At 45.3% G+C, this 13,706-nt stretch carries 14 protein-coding genes and 1 pseudogene; 10 read left to right on the top strand and 5 right to left on the bottom strand.

Going from position 1 to position 13,706, the window contains the following annotated elements; genetic code table 11:
• The first annotated feature begins 48 nt into the window (after nucleotides 1-48).
• From CEF21_RS13290 to ypmT, 6 genes are all read left to right on the top strand, one after another.
• Nucleotides 49-300: a DUF2535 family protein gene (locus CEF21_RS13290; RefSeq protein ID WP_123917100.1), complete on the top strand. Its 252-nt coding sequence runs from the start codon at nucleotides 49-51 to the stop codon at nucleotides 298-300.
• Between the two features lie 201 nt (nucleotides 301-501).
• Entirely contained in the window at nucleotides 502-1,344 is an 843-nt protein-coding gene (locus CEF21_RS13285; RefSeq protein ID WP_123917098.1) for a DegV family protein, read from the top strand.
• Nucleotides 1,345-1,457: 113 nt separating this feature from the next.
• Nucleotides 1,458-1,961, top strand: a complete 504-nt coding sequence (locus CEF21_RS13280) for an SCO family protein (protein WP_123920228.1) — start codon at nucleotides 1,458-1,460, stop codon at nucleotides 1,959-1,961.
• 115 nt (nucleotides 1,962-2,076) lie between these two features.
• Complete coding sequence (locus CEF21_RS13275; protein WP_164462187.1) at nucleotides 2,077-2,865, top strand: SGNH/GDSL hydrolase family protein; 789 nt, start codon at nucleotides 2,077-2,079, stop codon at nucleotides 2,863-2,865.
• A 10-nt stretch (nucleotides 2,866-2,875) separates the two neighbouring features.
• Nucleotides 2,876-3,454 (top strand): YpmS family protein, encoded by a 579-nt coding sequence (locus CEF21_RS13270; RefSeq protein ID WP_164462186.1) that lies wholly within the window; start codon nucleotides 2,876-2,878, stop codon nucleotides 3,452-3,454.
• Nucleotides 3,455-3,601: 147 nt separating this feature from the next.
• Nucleotides 3,602-3,817, top strand: coding sequence for a protein YpmT (gene ypmT / locus CEF21_RS13265; protein WP_123917092.1), 216 nt, complete (start codon nucleotides 3,602-3,604; stop codon nucleotides 3,815-3,817).
• A gap of 264 nt (nucleotides 3,818-4,081) precedes the next feature.
• On the opposite strand, the gene CEF21_RS13260 is transcribed toward ypmT, so the two are convergent.
• Nucleotides 4,082-4,840 carry a DUF4397 domain-containing protein gene (locus tag CEF21_RS13260; protein ID WP_123917090.1) on the bottom strand — a complete coding sequence of 253 codons (759 nt, stop codon included), beginning with the start codon at nucleotides 4,838-4,840 and terminating at the stop codon, nucleotides 4,082-4,084.
• A gap of 152 nt (nucleotides 4,841-4,992) precedes the next feature.
• Between CEF21_RS13260 and CEF21_RS13255 the strand changes: the two genes are divergently transcribed.
• Nucleotides 4,993-5,799, top strand: a complete 807-nt coding sequence (locus CEF21_RS13255; RefSeq protein ID WP_123917088.1) for an alpha/beta fold hydrolase — start codon at nucleotides 4,993-4,995, stop codon at nucleotides 5,797-5,799.
• A 41-nt stretch (nucleotides 5,800-5,840) separates the two neighbouring features.
• Here the strand turns inward: CEF21_RS13255 and CEF21_RS13250 are convergent, their stop codons facing one another.
• From CEF21_RS13250 to CEF21_RS13240, 3 genes are all read right to left on the bottom strand, one after another.
• Entirely contained in the window at nucleotides 5,841-6,092 is a 252-nt protein-coding gene (locus CEF21_RS13250) for a DNA alkylation repair protein (protein WP_123917086.1), read from the bottom strand.
• A gap of 146 nt (nucleotides 6,093-6,238) precedes the next feature.
• On the bottom strand, nucleotides 6,239-7,849 hold the full coding sequence (locus CEF21_RS13245) for an MDR family MFS transporter (protein WP_123917084.1): 1,611 nt from the start codon (nucleotides 7,847-7,849) through the stop codon (nucleotides 6,239-6,241).
• Between the two features lie 18 nt (nucleotides 7,850-7,867).
• Nucleotides 7,868-8,305, bottom strand: a complete 438-nt coding sequence (locus CEF21_RS13240) for a MarR family winged helix-turn-helix transcriptional regulator (protein WP_241156674.1) — start codon at nucleotides 8,303-8,305, stop codon at nucleotides 7,868-7,870.
• 159 nt (nucleotides 8,306-8,464) lie between these two features.
• On the opposite strand from CEF21_RS13240, the pseudogene msrA reads away from it, so the two are divergent.
• The 3 genes and pseudogenes from msrA to CEF21_RS13230 form a co-directional block, all read left to right on the top strand.
• A pseudogene (gene msrA / locus CEF21_RS21605) lies at nucleotides 8,465-9,001 on the top strand (peptide-methionine (S)-S-oxide reductase MsrA); the annotation flags it as partial.
• A 12-nt stretch (nucleotides 9,002-9,013) separates the two neighbouring features.
• Entirely contained in the window at nucleotides 9,014-9,427 is a 414-nt protein-coding gene (gene msrB, locus CEF21_RS21600) for a peptide-methionine (R)-S-oxide reductase MsrB (protein WP_277423939.1), read from the top strand.
• 416 nt (nucleotides 9,428-9,843) lie between these two features.
• Nucleotides 9,844-12,240 carry a hypothetical protein gene (locus tag CEF21_RS13230; protein WP_123917080.1) on the top strand — a complete coding sequence of 799 codons (2,397 nt, stop codon included), beginning with the start codon at nucleotides 9,844-9,846 and terminating at the stop codon, nucleotides 12,238-12,240.
• 718 nt (nucleotides 12,241-12,958) lie between these two features.
• On the opposite strand, the gene CEF21_RS13225 is transcribed toward CEF21_RS13230, so the two are convergent.
• Nucleotides 12,959-13,675: a glycosyltransferase gene (locus CEF21_RS13225; RefSeq protein ID WP_123917078.1), complete on the bottom strand. Its 717-nt coding sequence runs from the start codon at nucleotides 13,673-13,675 to the stop codon at nucleotides 12,959-12,961.
• Between the last annotated feature and the right edge of the window lie 31 nt (nucleotides 13,676-13,706).

The raw sequence follows: 13,706 nt of genomic DNA, 5'->3' as shown, positions 1-13,706 counted from the left end.
GAAAATGGAGTATAATAAAGCAAACGGGTGAAAAAGAGGATTGATATTTTGCTATTCAAAAGCCTAGAGTTCAAACGGATGGATGGACAGAAGGTTAAGGTTGTAGAGATTCCTGTCATGGTGAAAGATTCCAGGTACACTTTTTTGATTCAGGCAAGACTGCAGGCCTATCTGACAAGATTGCATGCTGAACCTGAACCGAGAAGCGTATATTCTTTCCGGGATTATCTCAAGAAAGTTTTAAAATGGCCGGAATATGAAGCAATTTTTCAATCTGAAGTATTACAGAATAATGCTTAGAGAGATCTTGAGAGATCTCTCTTTTTTTTGCGGCCGTAACAGGAAAGATAAATTCCTTTGAAAAACGCAGAAGATACGCGGTATTTTGACTGCTTTGTTCATAAATTCTGATTTGTTCTTTTATTATTTCATGATTTTTATTGAAACCATTCGAACAATCTGTATAATACTTCTTAATGATAGAGATAGGGAAGTGACATTTTGAAAAAAATCGTGATTGTAACAGATTCAACTACAGATTTAGATCCAGCCTTGATTCAGAAACACAACATTAAAGTGATACCTTTAACGATACATATAGATGGGGAAACGTATATTGACCGGGTAGATATTACCCCTGAGGAATTCATGAAAAAAATGGCGGAAGCATCTGAACTCCCAAAAAGCTCCCAGCCTGCGATCGGCAAATTCGTCGAAACCTATACAGAACTTCTGAAGGAAGCAGATCAGATTATTTCGATTCATTTAACTTCCGGAATGAGCGGAACGTTTCAGACTGCTGAAAGCGCGGCTGCGATGGCTGAAGGCGACATCACGGTCATTGATTCGCAGTTTATTTCCAAAGCACTAGGGTTCCAAGTGCTCGAAGCCGCCAAAATGGCGGAAGCAGGCTCTACAAAGGAAGAAATTCTGGAGAGATTGAAAACCATCAAAGACGCATCCAGGCTGTTTGTCACCGTGGATACCCTTGAGAATCTCGTCAAAGGCGGGAGAATCGGAAGGGGCAAGGCGATGATTGGTTCCTTACTGAATATCAAGCCCATTGCGAGTCTGCAGGATGGTGTGTATACCCCTGTAGCGAAGGTCCGAAGCCACTCGCAAATTGTTAAATACCTTGCCAAACAGTTTGGGGAGGATATAAAGGGGAAAACCGCCAAAGCAATAGGAATTGCTCATGCAGATGCATCGGAACTTGCACATAATTTAAAAGAAGCCCTTCTGCAAATCAGACCAGACCTGCCGATTGATATTTCGTTTACGACCCCTGTAGTCTCTACCCATACGGGACAGGGAGCCATAGGGTTCATGTACTTCGCTGAATAGACGTGCGGCTTAGAAAAATGGACAGGAAGTGATTCCTCTTGAAGAAAACAGGATTTTTATGGATTGCAGTATTCGCCCTTTTATTATCCGGCTGCAGCACGGCTTCTTCCGGCATGAAATCTATTTCATCAGTGGAAAACTTCCGGTTCACAGATCAAGAGGGTGAGCCTTTCGGCTTGAGTGATTTAAAAGATAAAGTATGGATCGCAAATTTTATTTTTACAAGCTGCACAACCGTGTGCCCCCCAATGACGGCCCATATGAAAAAGCTTCAGGACATGTCCGAAAGTCAGGGTGTTCCGGTGGAAATCGTCTCATTCAGTGTAGATCCCTCCATCGATCAACCTGAAAAATTAAAACAGTTCGCCCGTCAGTTTGGCAGTTCATTTGAAAATTGGCATTTCCTGACGGGCTACAGTCAAAAAGAAATTGAGGACTTTTCCCTTAAAAGTTTTAAAACATTAGTGAAAAAACCTGAATCCGAGGATCAGGTGATCCATGGGACTTCCTTTTACCTCGTCAATAAAAAGGGGGAAGTGGTCCAGTCTTACAGCGGAGTTGAGAATCCTCCGTATGGCAAGATGATGAAAGACTTGAAGAGGCTGCAGCAGCAATAGCGCTGGATGTCTCTTTTTTTCATAGGCAAAAGGATTGAAGAACAGCACGTCCTATCGTTATGCTTGTAATAGGTGAAAGGATGGAATGGATTTCTGCCAGAAGGGAGTACACATAATGAGAATGGTTTTAATATGGTTATCAAGCTTGATGGTCCTGCTTGCCGGATGCGATCAATTTTCACTCAGTCCAAGGGAACCTGTCCATAAAAAACCGGCTGTAAAAAAAGAAGCAGCTCCCGTAATGGCCATTAAACAGGGCGATGTGACGATAACGGGAATCGGGGATTCTTTAACGGCCGGTATAGGAGACGATTCGAAAAACGGGGGTTATGTGGGCGTCGTGAAAACGAAATTGTCCGATTTAAATACAATTGATACAGTTGCCGTCAATAACTATGCTGTTCTCGGAAATCAGACGACAGATCTGATGAAAAAACTGCAGAAGAAAGAAGTCAAAAATGCCCTGAAGGAATCGGATATCATCCTTCTCACAATAGGAGGCAACGATATCATGAAAGTAGTGAAAGATCATATATTCGACTTGACTCTGCAGCCATTTGAAAAAGCACAGACCGGCTATGAGGAGCGGCTGAATTCGATTTTTCAGACGATCAGGCACTACAATCCCGATGCGAAAATTATCTATTCAGGCTTATATAATCCATTTAAATTTGCACTGCCTGAGCTTTCGGAAATTGATGTTGTCGTAGAAGACTGGAATGGGGCTGCCAAAAAACTGATTGAGGCGGATGGCAATGCCGAATTTGTTCCAGTTGCTGATCTTTATGATAATCCAAATGAAGGGCTGCTTTATAAAGATTCGTTTCATCCGAATACTCAAGGGTATTCATTAATTGGAGAGAGAGTTTACGAAGCGATTTTGAGGCGTGATGGATCAAGATAGGAGGCATGAAATGAAGAAATGGAAATGGGCGTTCATCGTTCTGCTTGCAGTGAACATAGCGGCAATCGGCATTGCCGCTATCCTGATTTTTTCTCCTGCTGAACAAAATGCGCCAACACAAAAAGATATTAAAGAAGGCAAAGCAGTCGCCTTGAACGTAGGGGCAAAGAAGGAGGCACTCAATCAGCTGATTGATCATTATCTGAAGAAAGAAGCAAATGCGGATCAATATAATTATAAAGTGTATTTGGAAGACAAAGTGTATTTTACAGGAGGAATCAGAGCATTCGGAAAGGATATCGATGCGAAAATTACATTTTCCCCCGTTGTAAAAAAAGATGGGAATATGAGATTGTTTGTGGAAGATCTTTCAATCGGGAAACTAGACATCCCCGTCTCTTTTGTTCTGAACTATATCAGCACGTCCTATACGCTTCCGGAGTTTGTTCATATTAATGAAAAAAATCACTCGATTGACGTGGATTTAACCGATATTCAATTAAGCAACAACTACAGAGCCAAAGCGGAGAAATTTGATTTGAAGAACGATGTCATCCGCTTTGAACTATTTGTGCCCCTTAAGGATTAAGGTCGGGAAAGGGTTGACGAAATAGGTCATTTGCCGGATAATATTTAGCTAAGAATGTTAATTTTCTATTGCAGAATTTACAATAGGTTCATAATTAGAACGTACGGGATTGGCTCCCAGTGAATTTTTAAAGGATGGAGGATATGCATGGACCAGAGAAAATACATATTGGGCAGCGTAATTTTCCTTTTGATCGGCCTATACTTTGCCGGTATTGCAGGCATTCAGTTTATGGATGAAAAAGTGGAAGAAAACATGGATATTGTATTTACGAATATTTCCTGCAGTGCGCTGTTCTTTTGCATTACGGTTTACCTGCTTCATTTAAAGGATGAGAAAACAAAACGCGCAGAAGACAAATGAGAAGGCAAAATGCCTTCTCATTTTTATATAATATGGTTAAGACTGGACCGTGTTCAGTCAGAGACGTCAGACAGCAAGCAGGAAAAGGATGATCAGCGATATACTCAATTTCTTCGTAAAACGCATAGCGGCTCCCCCTTTAAATCATCGTAAGATAGAAAAGTCTTCTCATCCATCTTAGTAAAAATCAGAGAGGAATGGTGTGGTTTTACCGATTTATTATAGAAATTTTACAATGTTTATATGTTATTTACAAAGCATCATTTATCCGACCACAAGCATCGCTTCCAGGGGAGGGTTTCCATTTGCAAGACCCAATGCAAAAATGGTGTACGCTGTATCCGACTTGAATTGCACTTTCGGAACGTTTAAAGCGACTGTATCGGTCCCCGCTATTCTCACCTCGAGGTCTATTTTGCCTGCAGGCACCGAACGGTATTTTGTTGATGTTGTATAGGACACATCTGGGAAAAGAATTTCGCCATTTTTAACGGCTACATCTACAGCCGGAGCATCAGGGGATAAGTGTACAAACTTCACTTTTGTTTCGCCTCCCGATACAAAAGGGCGGTCGACAATCGGCAAAAGCTTCAAATTAGAGACGGTGCCGCTTGCGGCCATCGTATACGTAATCCCTGGCATGAGGAGGACGTTTTCTGTAAGCACCGGGGTAGTTTGATTTCCGTGGGGGAGAATATCGATTCGGTACTGGCCGCCGGGAATTTGCATATAATCGCTAATTTGCTTAAATGAAACGTTTGACAGGACAAGTCTCCGGTTAAGATATACATCTACAGCGGGAGCGTCAGGGGAGGCATGAAGAACCCGGATCATGGTCATACCCGGGCTGATTTGCGCAGGCTGCGGCTGACCGCTTCCGGCCCGTGACTGCATGGAAGTCTGAAGAGCCTCGAGATGCTTGCGGTAGTACATGATATGGGCTTCAGGATTCCGGTATTTATAGTAACATGCGTATAAATCATAGACCATCGCCTGCCATAAACTGTTTTGCCCGTTGGTCATTTCAGTCACTCCATTCCGATTTAATTAGAAATCTGTTTTGTAAACATAATATAATTATGTCAACAAAAACGTAAAATGGTTCTCTATTCACCTATATGATGTTTCAATGAATAGTATTAAGGAAAAAAACAGGTATGCAGAGGAGGATGAATATGAATCGATACGAATTAACGAAATACGGCCGCACAATCACGTATACGGATGATGGGGTAGGAGATGCCATTCTATTCATACATGGCTTTTGCGGCAGCGCAGATTACTGGAAGTACATCATTCCGGAATTGTCAAAAAATCATAGAGTGCTTGCAGTAAACTTGAGGGGGCACGGTGGATCAAGTACCGTAAAGGAGCCATACGGGATAGAGGAAATGGCCGAAGATATTAAGCTTGTAATGGATGATTTGTCTATCGGCAAAGCTTCGGTGATCGGCCATTCTTTAGGGGGATATACAGCTTTGTGTTTTGCTGAAAACTACCCGGAGAAACTTCATTCGTTCGGACTTGTGCATTCGACTGCCTTCCCTGACAGTGAGGAAGGCAAGCGGTCACGGGATGCAGGAATGAAAAAAATCGAATCAGAGGGGATCAAACCTTTCGTCGACCAGCTCATACCCAATTTGTTTGCCCCTGAAAATAAAGAAGGGGAGGAAGCTGAATTTGCCAGGCAGATTGGCTACCAGACCCCGGCTGCAGGAGCGGTTTCGGCACTTGAGGCAATGAAAAACAGACCGGACCGAAGACACGTGATTAAAATGTCAAACGTACCCGTGCTCTTGCTTGCAGGCTCGGAGGATGAGGTTATATCAAAGGAAAAAACGATTACGGCTGACGGAGACCACATTTACCAGGCGGTTCTGAAAGATGCGGGTCATATGGGGATGCTCGAAAAGCCTGAGGAATTTACAGCCATTTTAAAAGATTTTCTGGAAAGCTTTGTCCATCCCAAGCCTGCTGAATAAACGAAAAGACTGCCGGATTTAACCCGGCAGTCTTCTTTCCGTTATTTAGCGGGATGGCTCTCTGCGAATTTAATAAAAGACATTTCGTCCTCAATCAGCCCGCAGGAACCGCACTGTACCCGCTTTGCTGTTCCTTTGTACGGCAGGTGGAAAGGATCAAGGGAAGAGGAGCTGTACTCTTCCATCACCTCGCCTGTTTGCGGATTGAGCTTAACGGCTTGGGGATGCTGCTCCAATAGATGGTACCGTGAGCGGTTCGTTTTGCAGCCTGGACATAGATAAGGAGAAGACATGATACACCTCCAAGATGAGATACCTTTATCATCTCACCCGTGAGCCAAATTATTCTAAACATACGGGTATCAAGATGTAAAAAGGAAAGCGAAGGCAGGAGTGCAATCATGAAAAACCCTGCCCGGAACGGACAGGGTATGAGAGGTTAACGGTCGTTTGCAGCGGCAGTCTCCCTATGCTCATTATTGTCAGCAGATTCCTTCATGACCGCTTCGTCTTTATTGCTGGTCCGCAAAGGAATTTGCTTTAAGAAAAAGGTTAAGGCAAATCCAATCAGAATGACACCGGAACAAATGAGGAACACGTTCGTAAGTCCGGCTTCAAGTGTGCTTCGGACTTGTTCAATCAGCTGATTCACGGCACCCTGAAATGGTTCCGGAACAGACTGCTGAATTTTTTCAAGCTTCGCATGATCCATCAGAGCCTGAGGGTTCATGAGCCCCTGCAACTTATCAGCAGGAAGACCGTCAGGAAGAGCCGGCTTAGCTGCATGGTGCATGCTGTTATTCAGAACAAGACCCATAATGGCTACACCAACCGTTCCCCCGGTTTGTCTGAATAGCTGGGAGGAGGCGGTAGCAACGCCGAGAAACTTGTGCCCGACTGCATTTTGAACAGTCAGAGTGAAAATAGGGAAGCTCATGCCAAGTCCTGCGCCCACAATCATATTGTTGATAACGGCGACCGCAATCCATGTCTGTTCATCCATAAGAGATAGAGAGAACATTCCTGCCGTCATCACCGCAAGCCCGATTAAAGCATAAATTTTGTATTTCCCGGTTTTAGAGATAAGAGAACCCGTTATGCTGCTTGCCGCGACCATGGATAAGGTCATCGGCATCATAATGAGGCCGGATGCCGCGGCGGATACTCCCATCACTCCCTGAATAAAGAACGGTACATACATCACGGCACCGAACATACCGATTCCAAGAATAAAGCCGGCAATGTTGGATAAAGTGAAAATTCGATTCCGGAATAGCTCAAGCGGCATAACCGGGCTTTTCGCCCGTTTTTCTGCCCAGATGAACAAGATAAGGGAAAGCACAGTTATCGCAAATAGACCAATAATTTGAATGGATGCCCAGTCATAGGTCGTTCCGGCCCAAGTAAATGCGAGCAAAAGCGGAACGATGACGGCAGTCAGCAGGACTGACCCGAGGTAATCAACGGACTCTGCCTGTTTTTTCGGTGCTCCTGGAAATAGCGATAAAATACAAAAGAAAGCGACGATTCCGAATGGGAGAAATACCCAGAAAACCCATTGCCAGTTGGCGTTATCGACAATCCATCCTCCAAACGTAGGGCCGAACACGCTGGCAAGCCCGAATACTGAACTCAAAATTCCCTGCCATTTCCCGCGTTCCCGGGGAGAAAAGAGGTCGCCTACAGCCGTAAAAGAAGTAGACATGATCATTCCGCCTCCAAACCCCTGAATGCCCCTGAAGATGATCAGCTGAATCATCGTTTGCGAAAATCCGGCCATTAAGGAACCGGCCATAAAAATGCCAATCCCAATTAAAATAAAGGGTTTGCGGCCATAAATATCTGAGAGCTTCCCGACCAGAATGGAGGTGATGCTCGATGTTAGCATGAAGATTGTGAATACCCAGCTGTAATATTCAAAACCGCCGAGCTCCGCCACAATTTTCGGCAATGCTGTGCCGACAATCGTCTGGTTTAATGCTGCAAAAAGCATAGCAGCCATAATCGCAATCATAATCGTTACTTTTCTGCGCTGATCTAAATGTTCCATTCTTTTCCCCCTGAAAGTTTAGTTGTCCCTGCTGGCGTCTGTATCCAATTTTTTAAATAAGTGCACAAGCAGCTGAAGCTCCTCTGCATCCAGGTTTTCAAAGCGTTCAAACAAATAGTCGGTTTTCCGCTTTTCAAGCTCGTGCAGTTTTTTTTCCCCTTCTTCTGTTATGGAAATGTTAACCATCCGGCGGTCTGAGTCAGCTCTGATTCGATCGATATAGCCTTTCTCCACAAGAGAATCCGCCATGGACGTAATATGGCTTGCCGATACATCCAGCACCTTCGAAAGTTCGGATGCCTTTGAGGCCCCACCGCTGTGCAAGGCTCTTAATATAAAGAATTCATTCCGGGTGATATCTTTTTCAAGGATATGGTTTACTCCCTGGCGAAGCTGCCGGAATACTCTGCGGAGCAGCCCCTCCATCTCGTATAACAAATCTTCATTATGTTTCAAGTTACTCCCTGCTTTCGTCTTTGGAAAATACTTAACCGACTGAACTATTAATCAGATTAAGTAATTTTCCTGTCATTGTCAACAAAAAAATTCCAGTGAAGCAACTTTCTTTTCCTTATTTGTTCAGGTGATATAATAGTTGTATGAACTCAAAGTGAGGTGTCCGAAATGAAACAAACAGAATTGGCTACATTTGCCGGAGGCTGTTTCTGGTGCATGGTCCAGCCTTTTGATGAAATGCCTGGAATAGAGAAAGTAGTGTCCGGATATACAGGAGGCACCGTTGAAAACCCAACTTATGAACAGGTCTGCTCCAATCAAACCGGTCACTATGAAGCCGTGCAGATCACGTTTGATCCGGATGTATTCCCTTATGAAAGACTGCTGGAGCTTTTTTGGCAGCAGATTGATCCGACAGATGCAGGCGGGCAATTTTTCGACCGGGGCGAATCCTACAAAACAGCGGTCTTTTATCATAATGAAGAACAGAAAAACCTGGCTGAGCAGTCAAAGCTTGAGCTTGCAGCCAGCGGGAAGTTCAGCAAACCGATTGTTACGGAAATCAAACCGGCAGCCCCATTTTATCCGGCCGAGGAATATCATCAGGATTATTACAAGAAAAATGCGGCTCATTACAACCGCTATAAAACAGGTTCCGGAAGAGCGAAGTTCATCGAAGACCATTGGAAAAGCAGCGAAGAAACAGATGTGATTAAAACGCTCACTCCCATGCAGTATGAGGTAACCCAGAACAATGGCACAGAACCGCCATTCCGAAATGAATATTGGGATAACAAAGAAGAGGGGATTTATGTAGATATCGTCTCCGGAAAACCTCTTTTCAGTTCAACAGAGCAATATGATGCCGGATGCGGCTGGCCGAGCTTTACAAAGCCTATCGATGAAGAAGAAGTGGATGAGAAAATGGATTACTCCCATGGCATGATCCGGACAGAAGTCAGAAGCAAAACCGCCAATTCCCATCTTGGACATGTTTTCAATGATGGTCCAGGGCCGAACGGGCTCAGATACTGCATCAATTCTGCAGCATTAAAGTTCATACCTAAAAGCGAATTAGCTGAAAAAGGGTACGAAAGGTACTCTGTGTTATTTGATGAATGAAAGAAGGCTGCCGGTATACCCGGCAGCCTTCTTTCATTCAGTATAAGCCGATTGTATACAGATCCTTTTAGTTGAATCAGCCTTTTTCCAATTAATCTAGCATCCTCACATACATTTTTAGCTGATAGTTAATAGATTAGTATATTCCGCAAACAAGGAGGTGAACAAAAAACACTCACATGAAAAACTGGAATAAGATCTTTCCATTTAGGAACCGTCACGTTCATATGGAGATGCTATCCAATATACAAAATCCACAAACTTACTAGGTCATTTACAAGATACATAATTTATAGAAAAAAATATAATGCATTGATTAACTTGCTTGAATTACTAGTATTCAAAACAAGTTGTAGCACCTTTAAAATGGAAAACAGGATTAGAGGCAATATTAATATTAGGGGGTATTCGCTTTTATGGCCAACTTATCAACAGGCCCAATAGAAAACAATTTAGTGGGGGGGATTAGACCTAGCCAACAGGTTACCGTGAAAATTGACAACCGTGATTCTTTAAATATCTCTACAATACTCATCCAAGGATATCGATTAAATGGGACGAGAATATTATATATAAGTGAATTATTTAGTGTAAATCCGAATCAGGTTGTGACACGAACCTATTTTGCTGATGTTGAAGGATTTGAATTTATCTTTACTACTTCAGGACTTGGAGAACCACTTACGGAAATCTCTGTTTGGGGGAAAAATTCTTCAGGCCAGCTCGTAGCTGCTCACAGACTAGTCGCGGATGAGCTTCTAGGAGCACAGCAAAATGTAAGTGGTGTAACGGGAGCAACTGGTGCTACGGGATCAACCGGAACAGCAGGAGCAACGGGAGCGACCGGAACAGCAGGAGCAACAGGAGCGACCGGTCCAGTGGGAACAACGGGAGCGACCGGTCCAGCAGGAGCAACAGGAGCGACCGGTCCAGCAGGAGCAACGGGAGCGACCGGAACAGCAGGAGCAACAGGAGCGACCGGTCCAGTGGGAACAACGGGAGCGACCGGTCCAGCAGGAGCAACGGGAGCGACCGGTCCAGCGGGAGCAACGGGAGCGACCGGTTTAGCAGGAGCAACGGGAGCAACTGGTCCAGCCGGAGGAACAGGATCAACCGGAACAGCAGGAGCAACAGGAGCGACCGGTTCGACAGGAGCAACCGGTTTAGCAGGAGCAACGGGAGTAACTGGTCCAGCAGGAGCAACGGGAGCAACCGGTTTAGCAGGAGCAACGGGAGCAACTGGTCCAGCCGGAGGAACAGGATCAACCGGAACAGCAGGAGCAACAGGAGCGACCGGTTCGACAGGAGCAACCGGTTTAGCAGGAGCAACGGGAGTAACTGGTCCAGCGGGAGCAACGGGAGCGACCGGTTTAGCAGGAACAACGGGAGCAACTGGTCCAGCCGGAGGAACAGGAGCGACCGGAACAGCGGGAGCAACGGGAGCGACCGGTCCAGCAGGAGCAACGGGAGCAACCGGTTTGGCAGGAGCAACGGGAGCGACCGGAACAGCAGGAGCAACGGGAGCGACCGGTCCAGCGGGAGCAACGGGAGCGACCGGTCCAGCAGGAGCAACGGGAGCAACCGGTTTGGCAGGAGCAACGGGAGCGACCGGAACAGCAGGAGCAACGGGAGCGACCGGAACAGCAGGAGCAACGGGAGCAACCGGTTTAGCAGGAGCAACGGGAGTAACTGGTCCAGCGGGAGCAACGGGAGCGACCGGTTTAGCAGGAACAACGGGAGCAACTGGTCCAGCGGGAGCAACGGGAGCGACCGGTCCAGCAGGAGCAACGGGAGCAACCGGTTTGGCAGGAGCAACGGGAGCGACCGGAACAGCAGGAGCAACGGGAGCAACCGGTTTAGCAGGAGCAACGGGAGCAACCGGTTTAGCAGGAGCAACGGGAGCAACCGGTTTAGCAGGAGCAACGGGAGCGACCGGAACAGCAGGAGCAACAGGAGCGACCGGTCCAGTGGGAACAACGGGAGCGACCGGTCCAGCAGGAGCAACAGGAGCGACCGGTCCAGTGGGAGCAACGGGAGCAACCGGTTTAGCAGGAGCAACGGGAGCAACTGGTCCAGCCGGAGGAACAGGAGCGACCGGAACAGCGGGAGCAACGGGAGCGACCGGTCCAGCAGGAGCAACGGGAGCAAACGGTTTAGCAGGAGCAACGGGAGCGACCGGAACAGCAGGAGCAACAGGAGCGACCGGTCCAGCAGGAGCAACGGGAGCGACCGGAACAGCAGGAGCAACAGGAGCGACCGGTCCAGTGGGAACAACGGGAGCGACCGGTCTAGCAGGAGCAACGGGAGCAACCGGAACAGCAGGAGCAACAGGAGCGACCGGTCCAGCGGGAGCAACGGGAGCAACTGGTCCAGCCGGAGGAACAGGAGCAACCGGTCCAGCGGGAGCGACAGGAGCACCAACGCTCGGCTTTAGTAATAATACAGGAACAATTGCCGTATTTCCGCCATTGAATACGGAAACGGTTGTTGCAAGCGTGACAACTCCAGTTATAGCGGGACAGAACATTAAAATTGATTATGCATTAGCATATGAATTGGTTACGACTGCCAATAGTACATTTACTATTGAATTTAGATTATATAGAGACGCAGCACTTATTAATACAAGAACTTTAAATCGTGCAATCACTACAGCGGGTACTCAAAGATATGTTATTGCTAACACTTATGTAGATACCGCTCCAGCTGCGAATCCTGCTTCAGTTTATCAGGTTAGAGTGATTCAGACTCAGGCAAACAATGTGACGGATGGAGCAGCAGTTAACCGAAATTTAAACTTGATTAGATTCTAATTTAAAATTGAGTTGGACATTTTAAGCTGCCCCACGTAGGAAAAAGCTAACACGACATAAAGATAGGCCACTGCAAATAAGTTTGCGGCGGCCTATCTTATTTACTGAATTTTGTCTTACTTCCTTAAGGAATCCTTCACAATCTAACCGTCCTCCTGAATCATGATAATCCAGAAGATTGGGTTGGAAGATTTATTGTTAAAAATCATGGGTTGATATATATATATGGGCCAAAATCATTCGTCTTGCGAGCTGGAGTACAACGGAAAGAATACTTACCTATTAAACCAGGTAGTTTGGATGGAAAATCTTGTGCATCGATTTGCTTCTAATTTCAAGCCAACTTTGCAGATAGTCCGGGTACAAGCAACATGAAGTTAAAAAACCAGAGACCCCTGACTGTGGAAGACACCATGACCGTGACCACAATACGGTCAAAAAACATGGGAAATGAAGCCCAGAGGCTGATTCCTTTGGAGGATCCACCATCTGCTTAGATTCTTTAAAACCATTGAGACACGGGATTTGCCTGTTACTTTATGCCGTGAGCGTCATTGTCCTTGAATCCCCGAAAGAAAGTTAAGTGGAGGGTAGTTCAAAAAAGTCTTTGGGAAGAGATACAGATTGGTAATCAGGGTATACTTTATTGATTATGAATCAATGTAATTAGAAGCCAAGATATTAAAGAAGTTGAAATATAAATAGACAAATTTTTTACTCAAAGCGGATTATACAAACGCATCCAGAGAAGTGGACGATACTTACTTTCAATTTGAAAAACTTCTGAAAGAATCTGAGGCTGATATTTTCTTGTACCTGCTTCACTATGTGTTCGGAATTGAATAAGAATTTCATCCATATAATGCAAATCGTAGCCAGCTAGTATCAGCCTAAACCACATATCATAATCATGTGTGTACCGCCATTGGGGATCAAAATAACCAACTTTCTCAAAGCATTCTTTTCTCATTAGGATGGTACAGCCGTTAACCGGATTTCCCTGAAGAAAAAATTGGGGCACTTCATTTAAATCGGCAGAAAACCGTTTTCCGCACCATGGGATGAGTACCGTATTACTCTCATCGATGTAATCGTAATTGGTAAAGCTGAAGTCCGCATTATTTGACAGCATATAAGTCATCTGCTTTTGAATTTTTTCTGGCAGGAAATAATCGTCCGATGACAGCCAGGCTATATATTCCCCATTTGCTGCTTGAATGCCTGTGTTGAGGGCTGTTGCTGTGCCGCCGTTTTCTTTTCGAATATAACGGATTCGATGCATATAGGCCTGCAGTTTTTCTGCATGTAGATAAGACCCGTCATCCACTAAGACGACTTCGATATTCGGATATGTCTGATTTAATGAGCTTTCAACAGCCTGCTCAACATATGCGCAGTTGTAAAAAGGAATGATGATGGATACAAGTGGTAACATACTTCTTCTCCTTTACTTCAGAGTCTTCAAT

Source organism: Bacillus sp. FJAT-42376 (assembly GCF_003816055.1).
Lineage (GTDB): Bacteria > Bacillota > Bacilli > Bacillales > Bacillaceae > Metabacillus_B.
Note: the sequence above shows the minus strand (reverse complement) of the source record. Positions and strands in the feature narration are given on the sequence as shown.